Here is a 19,695-nt window from a genome sequence, read left to right as displayed (position 1 = left end):
GGACACGGCAGGTCGGTTCCTTCCAGGCAGGCGGCGGTTGGGGGCTCGGGTGACGGCCGGAGGAGGGCGGGCGGCGCCCGCAGGGGGGGTCAGAGCTGGCGGCCCAGGGTCAGGGCGGTGACCGGGCGGCCGATGGCCTTGGTGACGATCTCGGCGACCGTGTCCCGGTCTTCCAAGGGGGCGACGCCGACCAGGTTGGCGAAGGCGGTCTCGGCGCCTAGGACATCGGCGATCTTCTGAAAGGCGATCAACTCCCGCAGTTGAGGAGCCCAGCCGACATCGCCCGCCTGCTGCAGGGTGGCGAGGTTCCTGGCGACCCGCACCGCCGCCCGGTTGATCTTCAAGGAGGCGGCGAGGTCGTAGTCGGAGCCGACCTGGATCTGCACGCTGAACCGGGAGGCGAGGGCCTCGGTGAGGACCGCCCCGTGGACGCCTGGGTTGTGTCCGGCGATCACGTAGAAGCCGTCGGCGGCCGTGATCGCCTCGCCCTTGTGCGCCTTGACCTGGATCTGCCTGCGCCCGTCCATGGCCGGATACAGGGCGGCCAGCACCTTCGGGGAGATCAGCGTGGCGTCGTCGAGGAGGAGGGCGCGGCCTTCCTGCATGGCCGTGACGAGGGGCCCGTAGACGAACTCGTAGCCCCGCTGGCGTTTTGGGTGTACTCGCCGATCAGGTCACCGACCGTGGTGTCGCCGTCCCCCGCCACCGTGACCAGATCCGGGAAGGCCGCCTCGATCAGCGACGTCTTCCCCGTGCCCGGCGGTCCGTACAACAGCACGGCCACCTGTGCCTCCCGCAGCCGCCGCAGCGCCTCCACATCCGGCAGCTGCGCCAGCGCCCGGGGGTGGTACTTCTGCCCGTTCGGGCGGGTGATCGGCAGCGGCCGCCCGCCCGGCGGTCCAGCCGCAGGCGCCTGCGGGGCTGCCGGTCGCGGCACCGGAGGCGAGGTGTTCGGTGCGGGCGAGGGCGGTACGGCGCGCTGCGCTGCAGCAGCGGTCGCCGAAGTCGCCCTGTACATCCGGGGTTTGGAGCCCGACCGCTGCGCCTCGCCCCGGCCCACCAGTGTCTCGCAGGCGTTGCCGACCGCCCCGCCCGAATGCCCCAGCATCCTCGCCAGCTCGGTCACGCTGAACTGCGTACCCGTGTTGGCCACGAGGACCTGGGCGATCCTCGTGCGCAGCTCCCCCGGGCGCGCCTTGCCTCCCGCACCGGGCGATGAACCCGCAGGCAGGACCGGGGAGTTCGGCGAGATGGGCCCGGACGGTGAGGGTGAGGGGGCGGAGCCGGGAGGCGGGGACGCGGGTGTGGCGGTGCCGGTCATCACTCAAACCCTTTCGCTAATTACCAACCGAAGCGGCCGTATTCGAATTCACGAGACCGCCTTCTTTTGGACACACTCCACCCGTCATCCGTTTTCGGGCGGACCCCATCGGAGTGATTTCCAATCCCGGCCTTTCCGGGAACAATTCAAATATAGCTCGACTCGCACCCGCCTTGAAGCCGCATTTCGGCTTGATAATGCTGGAATTCTCGTTAATTTACGACGGGAATTCAGGGGAATTCCCGGGGGTGCGACGCAAGACGTCGTGGACGGCAGCGCGCACGACCGATTCACAGGCGCCCGCACGCGCCGGCACCCTGGAAAATCGAGCGCACGCACGAATCGCGGCCCCCGGCACGGCGGCGCCTTCGGCGACGCCTGGGAGCCGCCGCGCCTCGGATGTGTAGCGGGCTGAGCCGTCCTGGGTCAGGGCTGTACAGGCCTGTGTGGAAGGTGGGTTGACGAAATGGAAGAGTCGAAGAACCAGAGAGCAGAGGTGAACTGTGGCCGGTTGCGGACATCCGTACGTCATGCGTGGGGCGGGGGCCGTTGGCTGTCAGTAGATCGGGATGCGTTGCTGCACCGATATACAGTCGCCCTCACCAGCCGGTGGCTCGCAGGGCCCCTGGCCTGCACCTCCGGCCGGGGCAGGGGCGTCGTATCCAAGCGCGCACGCAGAAGCGACGGCGGATGCGACACCGGATGCGACGGGGTGAACGCCATCGGGTCGCCGAGCCGAGCGGCGAGGCGCGCAGGCGCGGTGGACTGCGGCTTTAACGCGTCTGTGGCTGGCGGGAGTTGGTCCGTGGCGTGAGGGCCTGGGTGGCCGGCTCGGGTTCGAGGCCGAGATCGGTGAGGTGCCTTTTCAGGCGGGTGTAGGTGTGCCGGGCCGCGTCGTGGCGTCCGGCGGCTTGGTAGAGGCGGATGGTGTGCTGGGCGAGGCGTTCGTGGTCGGGGTGAATTGGGCCCAGGTGTTCCAGAAGCATCAGGACGGCGTCCCGCTCGTGTGGTGTGGCGTCGGCACGCTCGGCCCGGCGAGCCAGGCGGATGACAGCGTCAGTGGCCTTCATGGCGATGTGTTCGCGGATCGTGTCGGCCCAAAGGTAGTCGCCGCCCTGGGCGAAGGGGCCGCGGTAGTGGGCCAGGGCGGCGCTTACGGCGGACACGGCATCGTTCATGCCTTCTTCCCCATCGGAAGCGGGGAATGCCTCTTTCAGGGCCCGACTGAAATCCGCGAGGTCCGTTTCTACGAGTTCCGGGTGGAGTTTGTGGAGTTCTCCTTGAAGCAGGATGAATTCCTGCGCGGTGATTCCGGTCGCGGCGCGTAGTGTCCGTCTCACGGCGCGGCGGAGGTTTTTCAGTGCGTTCTGGTCGCTGCCGGGGGCGAGGTGGAGTTTGTCGGCGATGTCGGAGGCGAGGAGTCCGGTGGGGTGGGCGGCGAGGAGGGCGAGGAATTCATGGACTTCGCTGCGCAGGTTGGTGCCGATGGGGTCTTGGTGGCCGCGGGCGTAGAGGGTGACGGGGCCGAGGATGTGGAGGCGTACGGGCTTGGTCTGCGTCGGCCGCGATGTCTCGACCGCGTACGGGCGCACGGGCGCATCCTCCGGCAGTGACGCGGCCGGGATATCGGAATGCTCGCTGTCTGCTTGGGGGCGTGGCGTGGGGAGAATGCGCAGGCGAGGGCGCTGGCCGTGGGCGGTGAGGAGGACCTCGGTCACGTCGCGTCCGGCGTCGGGCGTGAGGTGGAACAGCCGGAGCGGCCCGGGGTGTTGACCGGGCATGCCGGCCGCTGTGGCGGCGCCGTCGGCGGCGATGTGCCACGAGGTGGCGCCGGGCAGCGCGGCGCCCAGGGTGAGGACGATCAGCGTTCCGGGTCTGCTGCGCGCGGCCAGGGCCTGCAGCTGTCCGGTATGGACAGCGTCCGGCACGCCGAGCAGGAGGAGGGTGCCCGGCTCGGTCTCTTGAGCTGAGTCGGCACTCGCCGGCCCGATTGCCGCGGGTGCGTGTCTTGTTCGTCGTGGGTACGGGCGTGGGCGATCAGGTGCTGTTCGGCTGCTCGGACAGCCTCCGCGAGGTCGGCGCTCTGGGTCAGGGCGGTGAACTGGTCGGGCAGACCCGGAAGCAGGCTCTCCGCCATGTCGTGGGGGACGACCGCCGTGACGCGCGAAGGCCCGGGGCGCTGGCGTTCGGCAGCGGTGAGGACGCCGACCAATAGGGCGCGGGCGGCGCCCTCGGCACCCGGGCCGGTCCAGGCGCAGCCTCCGCGCATGGCCAGTTCGTCGAGGAGGACCTCGGCGTCTTGCCGGACACCGATGGTGACCGTGCCAGTCGTGCGGGGCTGCTGAGGCGGAGTACGGCGGGGGGCCAGGAGGTGGGGATCCTCTGGCTGGTGGGGCCGGGTGGCCGCGTGGGCGGCCTGTGCGGCCTTGTCCACCAGCGGGCTCAGGGCGGGTACTTCCGTCTCCCGGCCGGGCTCACGTCGGCGGTTTTGGTGCCAGTACCAGTAGCGGCGTGCGGCCAGCAGGCCGGCCGCCGCGGTGATGCCGATCAGGCTCGCCTCCCCGAGGCTGATCGCGGCGGGGCCTGTCTGTGTGCCCGCCTTCTGGGTCGTGGCTTCGTCGTTCCGGCCAGCGCTCGAAGGAGCGTGTTCGCCGCGGTCCTGGTGGCCAACATTCTTGTACTGGCTGGGAGTTGTCTGTGCTGGCGCGCTCGCGGCGGGCTTCGTGCGTGTGGTCTCTGGTGCGGGATCCATCGAGGCGGGGGGTGGTGTCGGCGTTGGGGTTGCGGCCCGGCTGACGGGGATGGTCAGTTGCCATCCGGGCCGGATTAGGTCCGGGTCGGTGAGCCAGGCTCCGTCGTTTTGGACACGGTCCTTGTTCAGCGCATAGATGCGCGGCCATTTGAGCGCGTCGCCCAAGTGCGTGTGCGCGATGTCCCACAAGGTGTCGCCTTCGATGACCGTGTACTCGATGTGCCGGACCGTCGCAGTCTCCCCGGGCAGCCCGGAACGTGCCGGGGTGAGCCCGGCCGTCGTGGCATGTGCCGAGGTCCCCGCGGCTACGGACGAAGACGTGGACTGTCGGGCCGATACGGGGAAAAGAGGGGCTGTCGCGGCGATGCGCGGTCGCATCCCTCCTATGGAGACGGGCTCCTGGGCGCTGACCGTCTGGGGGCGCCACAGACCGATCAGGGCGACGACGAAGGTGCCAATGCACAGGGCAGCCAGCGAGCCCTTCACGGAGAGGGCGGCCACGTGCTCATGGTGCGCGTGACGGTCGCGCAGCAGCTGCGGGAGATGGGTGGCGTACCAGACGGTCTCGCGGGCCACGGTATAGGCGAAGGCGGCCCAGCACACCCAGCCCACCAGGGCCAGCAGGTCGATCATCAAGGGATCGCTGACCGGCTGCATGAGCCGCTGGCCGAACTCGCTGAGGGAGGAGACGTGTTCGGGCCAGGGCAGGCCAGCGGCTCGCCACAGAATGTAGGGCATCCCGGCCAGCAGGGCGAGCGTGACGGCCAAGGTACCGCCGGCCGTGGCGGCTGCGGTCAGGCGCTGGCGCAGCTGCGGAGGATGGTTCATCGCCGGTTCGCTCTCTTCGGCCGGAAGGGGTGAACAGTCCTTACGGGGTGGCGCGTTCGGCCTGCGCGGTGGCTGTCGCGTGCACGGTGAGGGTGCGCAGGCCGATCAACTGCAGGATCTGGGTGCGCTGGTGGTGGGTGACGTGGACGGTGACGGCTTCGCCCTTGACGGAGGCGGTGGCGCTGTCTCCGGTGGAGGCGACGTAGACGCGGGCCGCCGCCGCGGCCTTGTCGCGTACGAGCCGGACCTCGTCGCTGCGCCGCAGCCGACCGACGTCCAGTTGCTGCGCGCCGGTGCGGGCAGCTTCCTGCGCCGCATCCAGCGCTTGGGCCTTGCCGGCCAGGGCGAGCCCGCCGTCGACGACGATCCCGGCGAACAGCCACAGCGCGGCGAAGACGCCGACGACGAACGCCGTTGCCTGCCCCCGGTCGTCACCGGCCGCAAGCCGGATACGGACCCACGTCAGATGCGCTCGCGCTCGTCGCTTCACGGGGTGCTCCTGAAGGTGTCGACGACGGAGAAGGCGGTGTCGGCCAGCGGCACATGGCCGGGCAGCCCGCTGTGGCTGAGGGAGCCCAGGTCTGCCGTGCAGGAGACCCGTGCCGTCACGGTGGCGCCCGGCGCGAGACCGCCGGTGGCGAGCCGGACACTCGGGCGCGTGCAGGACGCTCCCGCCTCGCGCAGTGCCGCGCCGGCCGCCCGCTCGGCCTGGGCGCGGGCATCCTTCTCCGTGCGGGCGAGGGAGCCCGCGCGGGCGGCCTGATGGGCGGCGTCCGACACGACCAGGCGGGCATCGGCGAGCAGCCCGAAGGTCACGACGACCAGGAACACGAGGACGAGCAGCGGCGTGACGAGGACCAGCTCCACCGCTGCCGAACCCTGCTCTCCATCGCGAAGCTCACGGCGCACCTGCAGGATCATGGCTGGCCTCCGGTGGGGGTGGTGATCCTCTCTGTGAGGCCGGAGGCCGTGCCGGAGGCGTGCAGCATCAGCCCGGGAACGGGGAGCACGCGCATCACCGTCCCTTCAACGCGCACGGTGGTCTGGGCGGTGGTGCGCTCGGCGGTCACAGAAGGAGCGGCCAGGACCCGGCTGCCTAGCGCGGCGAGGCTGCGCCGCGCCTGGGTACGGCCGTCCGCCGCGGTGCCGTCCTGGGTGCGGGCGGTGGCCAAGGCGCGCTGGGCGGCGTACTGAGCGATGTGCCGTGCATGCCAGACCAGCGCGAACTGCACCGCCAGCAGCGCGATCAGCAGCAACGCCGGGAAGACGAGTACCAGTTGGGTGCTTGCCGCCCCGCGGTCGCGGTGCCCGCGGTCACGGCGCAGCCTGCGAAGGAACGTGTTCACGAACTAACCGCCCAGGTCGATGCCGTTTGCCTTGGCGGTGACCTTGGAGACGATGACGCCCACGACGGTCAGGGCCAGGATCGCCAGCAGGGCGGTGACCACGATGGTCTCGGTGGTGTAGCCCGCGTCCGAGCGGGCGTGCCGGCGGACTTCGGCCAGGTGCGCACGTACCAGGTGGGCCAGGGTGTCGAGTTGGAACATGACAGGTGCTCTTTCTACGGGTCTCGTACGGCTGGAAGCTCAGGTGATCGACATGACGTGGGCGAGGGCCGGGTAGCCGATCAGCAGCAGGAACGCGGCGAACAGCCCGACCACGGGCAGCGACATCCGCTCGGTGGCCGCGTGGGCGGCCCCGTCGGCCTCCGAGATCTTCCGCCGCCGTATGGCCCGCGCCTTCGCCGCGAGCGAGCCTCGGATCTTGGCGCCCTCGCTGCCCGCGAGGCTCAGCGTCGAGGCCAGCTCGGCCAGATCCGTCACGGCCAGGTGCCGTCCCAGGTCACCCAGGTGGGACCAGGGGCTGGTGCGGGTGAGCTGTGCGACGTGCAGGGCGTGCCGCAGTCTCGCCGCAGCCCACCCCTGGGGCGCGGCCACGGCCTGGGCGAGAGCCTGCTGGACTCCGGCGCCGCCGGCGAGCGCGATCACCGTCAGGTCCAGGACGAGGCTGAGGGTATGGCGCATCTCGCGGCGGCGGCGCGCGGCCTGCCCGTGTACCGACAGGTCGGGGGCGAAGAACAGCATGACGGCCAGGGCGAGTGAGCCGGCCGACGGCACCCACCAGCCCGCCTCGATTTCGGCCCCCAGGCGCAGCAAGAGCCCGGCGGCCCATGGGGCGACGAGTCCGGCCGTCGCGCAGACCGCCTTGCCGGCCAGATGTTGTTCCTCGTTCGTGCCGCACACGGCCAGGTCCGCGCGCAGCGAGGGGGTGGGGAAGCCGAGCACACGCACCAGGGGTACGGCGTGCTTGCCCAGCCGGGTGGCCCACTCCGCCTCGTCCGTGCCTGAATCGGTCGGCGGTACGGGCGTGTTGAGCGCGGTGAGGACGTCGGTTAGGGCGGGCCGGGGCGGACGCAGCCCGTAGACGAGAGCGGTCGCCCCGGCGCCGAACAGCGCCCCGAACAGCATGACGATCACCGCGTACCTCCCGATTCGGTGCCCACCGTGGCGCGGGGAGCGCTCGGGCCGATGAGACGGACCGGTTCCTCGATGCGACCGATCGCGGTCAGGTAGGTGAAGCTCCCGGCGAACAGGGCACCCACCACCGCGAGCACCACCTGCCCCCGCAGTGTGTCGAAGGGGTCCAGATAGGGCCGGTTGAAGACCACGAGCCCCACCACCATGCCCAGGGTGACGATCACTGTGACCCGCACTCCGGTGCGCACGCTCGCCCGTCCGGCATCGATGCGCTGCCGCATGGCCACCTGCTCGCGCACCGACTCCGCCAGCTCACCCAGGAGCGGCGCGAGTTGGCTGGCCTGCTGCTCGGCCGCCATCACCAGCGCGGCCACCACCACGTCGGCCAGCGGGTCATCGACGTCCTCAGCGAACGTCCGCAGTGCGGCCGGCAAAGGGTGCCCGGCGCGGACGGCCGCGGCCAGCTCCCGCAACTCAGACTCCAGCGCAGCCGGTGCGATGTCCGCAGTCGCCAGCACCGCCTGCTCCAGACCGGCCGCGGCGGAGAGAGTGTCACGCAGCATCTCCGTCCACGTGGCCAGCGCCTCCATCCGCTCCGTACGCCGTGCGGCATGCCGGTCCGGGCCCAGCAGTCCGGGGAGGGTGAGAACGCCGACCGTGGTCAGCACCGCCGCCACCGGCCACGTCGTCAAGGCCCCCGCGACCACGCCTGTCATCACCGCGATCACCACGCGCCGCGTCGTCCAGTCCCCCGGAAGCCGCGCCACCACAGCACGCCACAGGCTGGTCCGCTCCTCGCGCGCCGTACGCCGCACCACCCCGTAACCGATGGCCACCAGGCCGAGACCGCAGATCGCCCCGCACGCCACCGCAATCCCCGTCCAAACGCCGGGGCCGACCAGACTGCTCATCAGGCCGCCCCCCACCACTGGAAGGCCGCTTCCCGGGCGTCCAGCCCGGCCGCGACAAGGGTATGGAGGGTCTCCGTACGCAGGGGGGTGGCGGGAACGGCCCGCCCGTCGGGGCCCGGGCGGTAGACCTCGTTGGAGACGATCTGCGTCCCGTCCGCGTCGATGACCTCGCGCACCGAGTCGATGACCCGGCGGCCTGTGGCATCCCAGCCCAGGTGGACGACGAAGTGGACCGCGGAGGCCACCATCAGGTTCGTCGCCTCCAGCGTGAGCCGTTCCGGGGCCTGCGCGGCGTAGGAGGCAAGTTTGGTGAAGACCCCGCGCGAGGTGGAGGCGTGGATGGTGGACAGCGAACCGTCGTTGCCCTGGCTCATGGCGTTGCACATCGGGATGACCTCGGCCCCGCGGATCTCCCCGACGATGACCCGGTCCGGGGACATACGCAGTCCCCACCGCACCAGTTCCGCCTGATCGATGCCGCCCTGGCCTTCGATGTTCGGCTCGCGGGCCTGCATGGCCACCACGTTCGGGTGCGCGACCGGATCGGCGTCGAGGCCGAGTTCGAAGGTGTCCTCGATCGTCACGAGCCGCTCTTCGGGCGGGATCTCGTGGGCGAAGGCCCGCAGCACGGTGGTCTTGCCGACATTGGTGCCGCCGCCGATCACGATGTTCTTGCGCGCCCGCACCAGTGCTCTCAGGAACCGGGCGAGCTCCTCGCCGCACACGCCCAGCCGTACCAGCTCCGCCATCGAGGCAGCGGGGAAACGGTGCCGGCGGATCGTCAGCGATACCCGGCCCGTCACCGCCATCACAGCGAACAACCTTGACCCGTCGGGCAGTTGCAGGTTCAGGCGAGGCATGCCCCGGTCGAAGCGGCGCTCCTCCGCACCCGTGCGGGCAGCGAGGGTGCGGACCAGTTCCACCAGTTCCTCGTCCGAGGCGGCCACCGGTGCTTCACGGCGCCATGCGCCTGCCGCGTCCTTGACCCACACCACCTCGCAGCCGTTGACGCAGATGTTCTCGACCGCCTCATCGGCCAGCAGCCGCTCCAGGCTGCCGGTGCCGAACAGCGCGTCCTTGACCGCCTGCGCGACCCGCTCCTCAGCCACGGCATCAATCACCGGCCCGCCTTGGGCCAAGGCCAAACGCCTCTGTTCCCCCAGCTCCTCGGCCAGCAGCAGCCCCACGGTGGCTCGCCGCGACGTCTCATCCTCGGCCGGCAAACCCGCCGATTCGCGCTCACCCGCATACGCGGCCAGCCGGGTCGCCACGCGCTGCCGCACCAGCTGCGCCAGCGCCCGCTCACCACCGCCGGGATCCACCCCCGGCGGCACCAACTGCTCGCTCACGATCCGCTCTCCTTGAGTCCCGGCACCTGAACCAGCCCGCTTCGGCTGCGTCCCAGCACCCGCCCACGGCCGTCCTCGGCCACGCGCGCACCGTCCGTGTCCCCCGCCCTGATCTCACTCGGCGGCGGCGATGCCAGCCGACGAGCTAGTGCCCGCGCGCCGGTGATCAGCGGTGGCGGCCGAAACCCGGCCGTGCGCAATACGCCGTGCTTCGAGCTGTTCATCGCGGCCACGCCCTTGGCATCCCAGGGCAGGAAGACCACCGACTCGATCCCGAGCGTGTTCGCGACCTCCGCACCCGGGTACGGGCACGGCCCGACCACAGCGAGCGTCAGCCGCCCGGCATACGCATCGACATCCAAGCCGTACGCGAACACATGGGTCAGCGGCTCTGAACCGCCCCGCGCCACCAGCACGACTCGGTCAGCAGCGTCGAGCAGCGGCTCGACGTCCTCGCCGAGGCGCCCCACGTCCAGCAGTACGGTGCCCCGGTCATGGTCGTCGCCCAGCAGCACGCGCCGTCCAGCCTCACCGGCCATCAGCCGCACCGCTTCCCGGCACGGTCCACGACCGGGCACCGCTACCACCGCGCGCACCCCGAAGGGCAGTTCGTTCGCCGCCCCCAGCAAGGAGCCCGGATACGGCTGCCCGGCCGCCGCCGCGACATCCAGCAGCGAGGGAGCCGACGGCAGTCCGAAGCGGATCATCAGGTCACCGCCGGAGGAATCCGCCTCCACCATCACCGGCCGGACCCCGCCATCCGCCTCCGGCGGCCACACGGCGGCAAGAGCCAGCGCCGTCGTCGTCACCCCCGGTGCGCCCGTGACCGATCCGACAACGACGAGCCGCCTCACGGAGCCTCACGCCCCTCGGCGGGGAGCACCACCACACGCGGATGCTCCAACTGCGCCGCCCGCCGTGCCGCCCCGGTCTCCACCAGCACCGTGACCACTCGCGGCCCACCCGCAGACTCCGGCTCCCGCACCCCGGTCACCGTCCCCGCCACCGTCGAGGCCGCCTTCTCCTCCTCGTCCACCGCTTCGGCACCAGCCGGGCCAGGAAGGACGGCGACGCGCTCACCACGAACAAGATCCGGTGGCGCACCACCCGGCTCGACTGCGAGCGCCACCTGCGAGAACCCCTTCGGAGGGAAGTCAGCGCCCGTGCCCACCTGGCCGGGAGCCAGCAGCGACCCTGCCACCAGCGGCACCCTCGCCTGCCGCCCAAGCACCGTGCTCCGATCCGCAAGGGGCACCACACCCGCATCCGCCGCCACTTCCACTACGCGCAGATCACCCGGCTTCAGCACCCGACCGACCGGAACATCGCGGGCCAGCACCAGAACCTGATCCCGCTCCCCCACCGTCCGCGCGACCAGCGTGAAACCCACCGCCGAGACCACCACCGCCCCCACCCCAGCCCACACCCACCCCAGTCTGCGCCGCCGGGCACCCGTCACCGCCGGCTGCTGCTCCGGCCCCGACCGACGCGCTCCCGGCACCCGCGGCCCGCCGCCCTTAACGCCTGAAGAAGACATGGAGGTACCCACAACTCACCTCGCGATCAAAAGAGTTCCAACGTCCAACACACCGGCCGCCCGTTCGGACCGCGCCGTCATTCCAAGCGGTCAGCGCGTGACGACGGTCTGCACCTCGTCCACCACCAGCTGCCGCTGTGCGGCCATCACCAGCCCGGGCACGACCCCGGTCTGCCCACCCCCATGCCACTCGACATCCCAGGTGACCTGCACCGACACCGTGTACGCATGGCCCGGCACGGACAGCGACGCCCGTGGATAGGTGTAACCGCAGTCTGGTGAAGACGCCTTGGGGCTGTAGGCCTCCGAGTACGGCGTCCCCGGCCCCTGGCACACCACCTGACCGCCGTCGCCCATGGACCAAATGGCTTTCTGCGGCCGGGCCGTCGCGGTCACCGTCACACCGCCTACTGCGGCCGATACGGACACCGGCCCCCAGGTGGAGTGCTCCAGCCATATCCATGTGGGCACGTGAACCACCTGCGCGAAGTCCTCGTCCGGACTCGTATGGATTACCGGTTTCGGCAACTTCAGTCGCTTCACCGCCTGTTGGACGACAACTTCTACAGGAACCTGTTGCCCGCCACCCGGCTTCCGGTTCTTCGCCTCCTCGGAGTCGAAGCGCGGCAAGACCCCCACGCCGCCGCCCAGGTCATACTCCCAACCGTTTGACGTGATCGTCGGCGGCCCTTTCGGCGCTCCACGACCGCTGCCGGGCGCTGCCGCCTGTGCGCGGGGCGCCGGTCTGCTCTGGTGTGAACTGCCAGGGTTCCTCGTAACGTTCCTCGCCTTCGCGTCGCACGCACCCGGGACACATGCGACGCCGGCGTATTGGGAGCCGGTGCCGTCCGCCTGGGCGGGGGCTAAAGACGCGACAGCGAGGAGCGTCAAGGCGCCCGCAGCCGCGCTCCCAGCTGTCATGCGGCCGCCAGTCAACATGACCCGGCTTCGTGCATGTAGAGCTCCGAAACCTTCCAGCCGCCTTGGCCGTGCCGGATAGTCGCATCGGTCCTGAAGTGCCCGCCCGGAACATCGTTCTTCAACTCACCGTTCAGCTTGTATTGCAGCCACTTCCGGTCGTCCACGCAGTCGACGATCACAACCTTCTGACTGTCGGCTGACACCACTTCGGGATTCACCTGGGGCGCTCCCTTGCTGACCACCTGCTCCTTCTTGGACTTCGACAACCCGTACTTCATCAACTCCAAAGCACCGCCACTGGCGTGATCGTCAAGCAGCGGAGAGTTGGCGTCGGACGTTTCAGAGGCGCGTGTCAGGTCCCGCCACATAGCCCGATAGGCGTCGATAGCTTCCGCATGCTCTGCATCGGGCTTCCGAGACGCCGCCGTCTCAGACTTACCGTCGGGCAACGGTCGGGCGTCTGACGAACCGTCCGTACAGCCTGCCAGTAGCAGTCCGGCGATCGCCGCGCTCGCCCCTGCCGAAAAAACCTTGGCCCACCGTTGCAACTTCACCATCCCCACCTTTCGTCACCCGATACACCTGGATGGAAACTCTCAGTGACTAGATGCGACTGGAGTTACCCGGTGTTGCTCCGGCCAACCGCCACGGGAGGGTGAATTCCGTCCGGTCTCCGACCCGTTACTTGACGCCGGTCGCCTTGATAACCCGCTTCACCAACGAAAAGTGGTGCTCGTCGCTCGAATGAGCGACGAGCACCACCTTCAAAGGCTCATCCGCCAGCCCGATAAACCGCCCGCGCTTCAACTCCTAGCCACTGGTGCTGAGCACTACGAGACTCTGAGCCGGTCACGGGGACCGGCCGGGACCGCGAACCAGGCCGTCTTCGTCCTCTTACGTCCTCGGAACCCCCATACCCCGTTGGTCAGTTCGTGGACGATGTGCAGGCCGCGCCCCCGCTCCGACAGCAGCGCGCACAACGCCTCCAAGCCACCCCCGCGGTTCTCCTCGGCGGGGGCATACGGCGCCACAGCAGGGAATGCGGGAACCTCTGGGATGCACGGATCGTGGTCCTCAACTTCGCAGATGATCTCCGCAGCGGTGCGACGCAGGCGCATCTCGTACGGCCCCACCGCGTGCGTGGTGGCGTTGGTGACGAACTCGGAGACGGCCAGCACCGCATCGCTGATCACCTCGCCGTCGAAGCCGAGTTGGTCGAGGGCACAGCGCAGAGTGGCGCGCGCCTGGGCTGGCGCGTCGGGGGTGCAGTTCGTCCAGCGCAACAGAACACAGGGGGTAGCACCCAAGGCGTCGTATACGGTCATCGCCGCCCTCCCCGGGCCGCGTGACGCCCACGTACGACGCGACGATGGCGGCCTCGTCCCGGGCGCGTGTAGTCGCGGGCTTCGCATAGTGCGAACGGACTGCCCGCCGTCACGAACGGCAGCAACAGCACAGCGGTGAACAGAATCGGCGCCACGGCACGGACCTCCCAGCGATCACGATTGGGACGCGACCACCACACCGTGGACCCAGCGAAGAGCGGAACCCCTCGCTGACCAGGTCTTTCAAGGGCTTTAGGTCGTGCCGATGTGACTGCACGCTCCGGTTGGTTGTGACCGCGCTTCCGTGATGGCTGCGACCGCTGAGGGAGTTGTGTCGGCTCTTCGCCAGCGAGAGAAGCCGTCACGCAGACGGGGCCGGAGTCTCCGGCGGGGCGGGAAGGGTCCGTCCCAGGCGTGCGAGTGGGGACAGGGCCACGAGTGCCGGCGACAGCAGCGTGCCTGCGGCTGTTACCAGCAGGCTGGTGCGCGTCCCCCACAGTTCCGCGAGGAAGCCGCCGAGCAGCGAGCCGAGCGGGGTCAGCCCCATGCCGACAAAGTTGATCGTCGCGGCCGCGCGGCCTTGCATTCTGTCCGGAGTGACGGTCTGCCGGACGGCCATGACCGTGACATTCACCAGTTGGCTGAAGGCCCCGAAGACGAAGTTGACCGTAAGGAGCGCGGGAACCGTCACCGCAGAGGAGCCGTGCAGTGCGGGCACAGTCAGGAGCACGCCGTCGCCGAGTGTTGCCGCGGACACGAGTACAGCGCCATATCCAAAGCGGCTCGGTAGGCGGGCGGCCAGCAGCGAGCCCAGGAGCGCGCCCGGCCCGGTCGCCGCGAGTGCCAGGCCGACGGCGGTGCCCGACAGGTGCAGGTCCCGTGGCAGGAACAGCAGATAGACGGTCATCACAGCCGCGAAGAAGAACTGGAAGGCGGCTGATGCGAGGCACACGGTCCGCAGCGAGGTGTCCCCGGCGACAAAGCGGAGGCCCTCATGGATCCGCCGCCAGATCCGAGCAGGATGTTCCGAGCGCTCCGGGATGGATTCGCGGCGACCGATCCGTCGGATCGACACAATCGACAGCGCGAAAAACAGCGCGCTGGAGGCGGCAGCGATCGGGGCCGACAGCACAGACACCAACACACCGCCGAGGGCGGGACCGCCGGTCTGCGCAGCGGACCGACTGCCTTCAAGCGCACTGTTGGCCCGCACCAACTGATCGCGTTTCACCAGCCGTACCAAAGACGCCTGGTACGCCATGTCGAAGAACACGGACAGAGCCCCGACGGCGAAGGCAACCACGAGCAGCGCCGGCAGGCCGAGCCCATCGAGGAGGCCGGTCACGGCGGCGGCGCCCAGTGCCAGGGCTCGACCGGCGTCCGTCAGCGCCATCAGCGTGCGGGTGGGCCACCTGTCCACCCACGCGCCGGCGAAGAGCGACAGCAGCAGGATCGGCGCCTGTGCCACTGCGCGCAGGGCGCCCAACTGGCCGGCACCGGCGTTGAGCGTCAGGACGGCGTAGAGCGGCAGAACCACCAGACTTGCATGTTCGCCCAGTTGGGAGGCCGTCTGGCCAACCCAGAGCCTGCGGAAGTCGCCGTCCCGCCACAGGCTTGACGAAACAGGTCGACCGGAATCGGATACAGCGGCGGAAGAGGACAGCACAGGGGCCCCTCGGATGACCGAAGACGAGACCCGCCAACCGACGCACGACAGGTGCATGGGCCATTTCAGGCAGCGGGAAAGGAAGGCTCGCTATGCCGCGCATCAAAGGCAGCACACGATGACAGGCCGCTCACGGCCTCAACCGTCAACGCGTGCTCGGAAGACCGACCATGTCCTCGCTCCTCGTGAGTCACTCGCTACGCAAACACTAGCTCCCGCTCAGCAGGGCACGAAAGACAATTAAGGGCCAGGCAGACAGCGGAAGGGGGCCGGCTGTTCGCGCCGGGCCACGAAGGTGGGGCGGCTCAACTTGTCACTCGGGCCTACGTGGCGATCCGCAACGGCACCGGGGTCCCTGCCCGGACAGCGACTCACAGCTTCCGCACCATCACGTCACTGATCGCGGAAGTGCGGTCACAACCAGTTGAAGCGCTCAGTCACATCCAATCCGGCTGAGCGCTTCAACTGGCCGCTGAGCGAGAGTTTGCCAGTCGGGTTCCACACTCGACTTCTGGCGGGCAGGATTCCGACGGGTCCCCTCAGCAACTCAAGGGCCATATTTCGCGCGCCCTGCGTGCACCGCGCACCCTACGATCACCGGTACGAATGCTGGAAAAGGGGGGCGGGGATGCGTGAGGGCATCGAGGACGGGACAGTGGCAGCGATGCGGCTCGCGGGAGATGCACCGCTTCGGAGCACGCTCGATGTCGCCGACCCCGGCGACTGGCTCGCACTGGACGCAGGAGTGCGTGAAGTGGCCTGGTACCGCTCGCCGTTCCTGCCGGAGTGGGAGCACTCCGCCCCGCTTCCCGTCGACCTGACTCAGCTCGGCGAGTCTCGGCTCGCACTTGCCCTCTGCCACCGCGACGGGCGGATCCGTCAGGAGGCGGTACGTCGGTCGGCCCCATACCCCGGTCTGCTGCCGTTGGTCGTGATCCGCTGCGCCGATTGGGCCAGGCCCGTACGCGAGCGCGCCCGCCAGCTGCTGCGCGAGGTCCTGGATGTGAACTCTGCCCTCGAACTCACGCCACTGATCCTGCGCGTCGGCCGCCGCGACAGAGGCGCCTTCGGCGTCGACCTACTCGGGAAGGTCCTGCGCCGGGCATCCCACGGGCGGCTCGCTGCTCTCTTCGCTGACCCCGACCGCATCGTACGGCGGTTCGCCTACCGACTGGCCGTCGAAGGCAAGCTGCTCCGCCCCGCCGAGCTGGCCCGCGCGGCCGCCCAAGACCAGGACACGTTGGTCCAAGACCTGTGTGCCACAGCAGCGCTCACGGCTCTGCGCGACGAGGAGGCGTTCGAGGACGTGCTGCCGCCACTGCTGACCGCGCGCAACCCGCGCACCCGGTCGGCCGGCGTCACCGCGCTGCGGCGGGCGGGGCGGTCAGAGCAGGCGAGGCAGTTCCTCAGTGACCGGTCAGCGCTGGTACGTGCTTGTGCCCGGTATGTCGTACGGCAACATGGAGGCGATCCGGCGGCCTGGTACCGGGAGCGGTGCACGGCATCGGACGACCCGGAGTTGTCGCCCGGTGCGGTCATCGGACTGGCCGAGTGCGGGGTCCGCGCGGACGCCGGGCTGTTGCGGCCGCTGCTCGCGCACCCGGCGGCCAGGGTACGGGCTCGGGCGGTGGCCGGGCTGCGGGCATTGGACTGCGCGGACACGGAGCAGCTACGGCCACTCCTCGATGACCCTGCCCCCGGTGTCGTGCGCGAGACGGCCGTCGCCCTTCTGCCATCGGCAAAGGAACTGCCCGTCGACTGGCTGCTGGAACGCACCGGCTCCGAGCGGCCGCAGCACGTCCGACTCGCCGCATTCCGACTGCTCGACGCACGCGGCGGGGTCGTGGCACTGCGGGCGGCCGTCGGACTGCTGGAGGACCCCGATGTGAAGCTGCGCACCTGGGCAGGGCAGTCCGTGCAGCGCTGGCATCCATCGGCGGACGAGCGGCGCGGCGACCCGGAGGTGGGCGAACTGCTCGACCGGAGCCGACACCTCTTCAGCGCCCGCGTCCTGCGGCGCCTCAAGTGGGAGGCCGGGGTAGACGGCTGAGCTCGCATAGAGACGTATAGGAGGTCAGCAGGTCCCGCTGGTAGCCGGCGAAGCTGGATACCGACAGGACCACGCTCGACTGGCCAACTGGAGTGCTCGCCACACATGAGGGTCTTCCCGAAAAGGAATCAGAGAAGGTTCCAGCGGCGATAAAGGTCGCCACTCTCCAGTGCCGCCACCCTACGCAGCACTTCGGGAAGAGTGCGGGGAGCGTACGCGGCTTTGCGTGCGTTGGTGGCGATCATTCGCAGCTCGCGGATATCACGGAGTACGCGGTAGCCGTCCCAGCGAGTCACGTCCCAGCCATAAGCGTCAGCGAAGCGCCGGTAGTGGCTCTCGCCGTACCCGAAGCGCCTGCAATGGACTTCGACAGTGACCAGGTCCCACTCCGCCGGGCCGGTGACGACGCTGTCCCAGTCGCACAGCACGACGCCGCTCTCGGTGTGGAGTGCGTTGCGGTGCTGCGGGTCGCCGTGCAATACCCCCTCGGGCAGTTCGTAGATCACATCTGCGAGCGCGGCTTCGAGGCGGTCCGCCTCCGCGCTCAAAATGTCCATGGCTGCCGCGGGCAGCGCCGTCGCATGGGCGAGAGACGAACGGATCGCGGAGATAGCGTCCAGGCGATGCAGCGAGACCGGCGGTGCCGGAGCGTTGTGCAGCGCGTTGAGCGGCTTGGCGAGAGCCTCCGCGGAGACGGCCTGGTCAGGCTGAGGGAGGTAGGTCCAGAAGGTGACGGCCTGTCCGTCGACGACAAGGGGCTGCTCGGGTATGCGATGCAACGGGCCCGTAGGGAATCCCATGTCCATCAGCCACTCGACGAATTCGACGGTGCGCCTGACTTCGGCGACAGGCGTGCCCTTCCGGGCGATCTTCACCAGCACGGGCTGGGCCGTGAGACGGATAACCGCGTTGGTCTGTCCGCGCAGCAGTTGCGCGCCGCGCGGATCGAGGCCGGCGGTCTCGCAGACACGTACGAGGAGGACCTGCAACTCGGAGGGGAGAAAGCCGCCGGGACGCGTAGCCGTCATGGTGTCAGGCTGTCCGACGTGCAAGGCACTGTCACCTTCGGCTAGGGAGGGAAGCAAGGATCTCGCCAAGTTCGCGCGCATGACGGCTGAGTCGCATTCGTGGTGGAAGGGCGTCGAGGACGTGGCGGGTGCGGGCGGTGACGACCTGAGTGCGCTGCTCGGGCGGCAGTGCCAGGTAGGTGGCTGCGGCCAGCTGGCAGGCGTCCGCGAGGCAGCGCTCGCGGACGAGGCAGATCGCCTCTTCGAGGCGCAGCAATGCGGGATCGATGCCACCGCCACGGGGCGGGTACATGGCGAGGGACTGCTGCTGCGCGTGACGGGCCTGGCGGGTACGGCCCACGTACGTGAAGGTGCCGCTCGTGTAAAGGAGCAGCCTACGGGCCGGAAACGTGAGCGCATCGGCGATCGGACCGTGCTCGGCCTGTTCGAAGAGGTCGTGCGCCGTATGGAGGGCAGCCTCGGCGCCATGGGCGTCGCCACAGCGGGCCAGGGCACGGGCGTGGGCGATGGCCGCGAAGGCGCTCGACTCGCTGGGCCGGTCCGGCATGAGGTCCCGAGCCTCGTGCATCAGCTGCCTCGCCGCGTCGAGTGGTCCGTAGTAGTACGGCAGTATCGCCGCCTGCACCCGAACGCGTGCCTGGACCTCCCGCTCGGCGCAGTCGTCGGCCGCCGTGCGCGCGGTGGCGTACCAGGCAGACGCCGAACGTAGGTGGCCGAGCCTCATCAGTGCGTCTCCGATGAGCGTGGCCAGCAGAGCGGTCATGTGGGACAACCGGCGTTGCGTGGAGGCGGGTTGGCGCTGCTCGGCGAGCAGCCGTACTTCGTGGACGTCATCGACGAGATCCGGGAGCATCCCCTCCGGCGGCCGGACCACGTACCGGCGCCGGTGCTGGAGCAGCCTGTCTTCCAGCAGGTCGAGCTGGTCGGCGGTGACCGTAGCCGAAGCCAGGGTGCGGTCGACCTCCCGTCGTACGTCGTCGAGCCCGCCGTCGCCGCCGGTCGGACGCCGTGTGGCACGTTCCATAGGGGTGTAGTCGGCAGCCACGTCCAGGCCCAGGGCGCGGGCGCTGGTCTGGTAGAGGCGGCACAGCAGATCGACCGTCGCCGCAACGGGACGGCGCCTGCCGGTCTCCCAGACACGCAGCTGGTCGACATCCAGTCTCGGGCCAACCAGGTGATCGCGAGCGCACATCTGACGGAAGGCCTCGACCGCCTCGGCGAGGGTCCAACCGAGCGCGAGTCGATGCGCGCGCAGCCTGCTGACGGAACAGCACTCGGCGATCTCGTCGACGAGCCGTTCCGGCGGCCATTTCGCCGCGGCGGCCCGGCTGCGCAGCGCCGCCGCACACGACGGCCCATGTCGCTGCTTGACCACGCTCTCCCTCCTACCTCTGGGCACGGGTTGACGGCGGACCACCGTAGGAATGCCGGGGCGAAGAGCGGACCGGATCGGACGGCTGAAGGGCGAAGTTCGACGCGAATCGGTGACCTGCTCACGGGTCACGGCTCACCGGTGACGCTCTCTCATTG

General features: G+C 69.7%; 18 protein-coding genes and 1 pseudogene. 1 reads left to right on the top strand and 18 read right to left on the bottom strand.

Translation table 11 applies throughout. From position 1 onward, the window contains the following. Positions 1-12 precede the first annotated feature (12 nt). From ABZ910_RS01750 to ABZ910_RS01675, 16 genes and pseudogenes are all read right to left on the bottom strand, one after another. Positions 13-1,108, bottom strand: a pseudogene (locus ABZ910_RS01750) (AAA family ATPase); the annotation flags it as partial. Between the two features lie 986 nt (positions 1,109-2,094). Next, on the bottom strand, positions 2,095-3,249 hold the full coding sequence (locus tag ABZ910_RS01745; protein WP_361357532.1) for a BTAD domain-containing putative transcriptional regulator: 1,155 nt from the start codon (positions 3,247-3,249) through the stop codon (positions 2,095-2,097). Then, positions 3,183-4,901, bottom strand: coding sequence for a LysM peptidoglycan-binding domain-containing protein (locus ABZ910_RS01740; RefSeq protein WP_361357529.1), 1,719 nt, complete (start codon positions 4,899-4,901; stop codon positions 3,183-3,185). The genes ABZ910_RS01745 and ABZ910_RS01740 overlap by 67 nt, the downstream gene beginning before the upstream one ends. Positions 4,902-4,941: 40 nt before the next feature. After that, entirely contained in the window at positions 4,942-5,391 is a 450-nt protein-coding gene (locus tag ABZ910_RS01735) for a pilus assembly protein TadG-related protein (RefSeq protein ID WP_361357526.1), read from the bottom strand. Beyond that, entirely contained in the window at positions 5,388-5,768 is a 381-nt protein-coding gene (locus ABZ910_RS01730) for a TadE/TadG family type IV pilus assembly protein (RefSeq protein ID WP_361358102.1), read from the bottom strand. Before ABZ910_RS01730 ends, ABZ910_RS01735 begins: the two co-directional genes overlap by 4 nt. A gap of 50 nt (positions 5,769-5,818) precedes the next feature. After that, positions 5,819-6,247, bottom strand: coding sequence for a TadE/TadG family type IV pilus assembly protein (locus ABZ910_RS01725; RefSeq protein ID WP_361357523.1), 429 nt, complete (start codon positions 6,245-6,247; stop codon positions 5,819-5,821). A gap of 3 nt (positions 6,248-6,250) precedes the next feature. Continuing rightward, positions 6,251-6,448: a hypothetical protein gene (locus tag ABZ910_RS01720; RefSeq protein ID WP_361357520.1), complete on the bottom strand. Its 198-nt coding sequence runs from the start codon at positions 6,446-6,448 to the stop codon at positions 6,251-6,253. Positions 6,449-6,487: 39 nt separating this feature from the next. Continuing rightward, on the bottom strand, positions 6,488-7,378 hold the full coding sequence (locus ABZ910_RS01715; RefSeq protein WP_361357517.1) for a type II secretion system F family protein: 891 nt from the start codon (positions 7,376-7,378) through the stop codon (positions 6,488-6,490). Then, positions 7,375-8,289, bottom strand: coding sequence for a type II secretion system F family protein (locus ABZ910_RS01710; RefSeq protein WP_361357514.1), 915 nt, complete (start codon positions 8,287-8,289; stop codon positions 7,375-7,377). The genes ABZ910_RS01715 and ABZ910_RS01710 overlap by 4 nt, the downstream gene beginning before the upstream one ends. Beyond that, positions 8,289-9,638, bottom strand: a complete 1,350-nt coding sequence (locus ABZ910_RS01705; protein ID WP_361357512.1) for an ATPase, T2SS/T4P/T4SS family — start codon at positions 9,636-9,638, stop codon at positions 8,289-8,291. Before ABZ910_RS01705 ends, ABZ910_RS01710 begins: the two co-directional genes overlap by 1 nt. Next, a complete protein-coding gene (locus ABZ910_RS01700) occupies positions 9,635-10,492 on the bottom strand; it encodes a hypothetical protein (protein ID WP_361357509.1) in 858 nt (285 codons plus the stop codon). The genes ABZ910_RS01705 and ABZ910_RS01700 overlap by 4 nt, the downstream gene beginning before the upstream one ends. Then, on the bottom strand, positions 10,489-11,043 hold the full coding sequence (locus tag ABZ910_RS01695; RefSeq protein ID WP_361357506.1) for an SAF domain-containing protein: 555 nt from the start codon (positions 11,041-11,043) through the stop codon (positions 10,489-10,491). Before ABZ910_RS01695 ends, ABZ910_RS01700 begins: the two co-directional genes overlap by 4 nt. A gap of 222 nt (positions 11,044-11,265) precedes the next feature. Continuing rightward, a complete protein-coding gene (locus tag ABZ910_RS01690) occupies positions 11,266-11,646 on the bottom strand; it encodes a hypothetical protein (protein ID WP_361357503.1) in 381 nt (126 codons plus the stop codon). A 461-nt stretch (positions 11,647-12,107) separates the two neighbouring features. Next, a complete protein-coding gene (locus ABZ910_RS01685; protein WP_361357500.1) occupies positions 12,108-12,653 on the bottom strand; it encodes a hypothetical protein in 546 nt (181 codons plus the stop codon). Between the two features lie 273 nt (positions 12,654-12,926). Further along, on the bottom strand, positions 12,927-13,421 hold the full coding sequence (locus tag ABZ910_RS01680; protein WP_361357498.1) for an ATP-binding protein: 495 nt from the start codon (positions 13,419-13,421) through the stop codon (positions 12,927-12,929). 361 nt (positions 13,422-13,782) lie between these two features. Then, on the bottom strand, positions 13,783-15,087 hold the full coding sequence (locus ABZ910_RS01675; protein WP_361357495.1) for an MFS transporter: 1,305 nt from the start codon (positions 15,085-15,087) through the stop codon (positions 13,783-13,785). A gap of 628 nt (positions 15,088-15,715) precedes the next feature. On the opposite strand from ABZ910_RS01675, the gene ABZ910_RS01670 reads away from it, so the two are divergent. Next, the gene (locus tag ABZ910_RS01670; protein WP_361357492.1) at positions 15,716-17,137 is read left to right on the top strand and encodes a hypothetical protein; all 1,422 of its coding nucleotides are present in this window, start codon (positions 15,716-15,718) and stop codon (positions 17,135-17,137) included. A gap of 128 nt (positions 17,138-17,265) precedes the next feature. Here ABZ910_RS01670 and ABZ910_RS01665 read toward each other — a convergent pair whose 3' ends face one another. Further along, on the bottom strand, positions 17,266-18,165 hold the full coding sequence (locus tag ABZ910_RS01665; RefSeq protein WP_361357489.1) for a phosphotransferase: 900 nt from the start codon (positions 18,163-18,165) through the stop codon (positions 17,266-17,268). 31 nt (positions 18,166-18,196) lie between these two features. Next, positions 18,197-19,540, bottom strand: a complete 1,344-nt coding sequence (locus ABZ910_RS01660) for a helix-turn-helix transcriptional regulator (protein WP_361357487.1) — start codon at positions 19,538-19,540, stop codon at positions 18,197-18,199. Positions 19,541-19,695: the final 155 nt, after the last annotated feature.

This window comes from Streptomyces sp. NPDC046805, assembly GCF_040645355.1.
Lineage (GTDB): Bacteria > Actinomycetota > Actinomycetes > Streptomycetales > Streptomycetaceae > Streptomyces.
The sequence above is the reverse complement of the archived record's forward strand: the minus strand, read 5'-3'. Positions and strand labels throughout refer to the sequence as shown.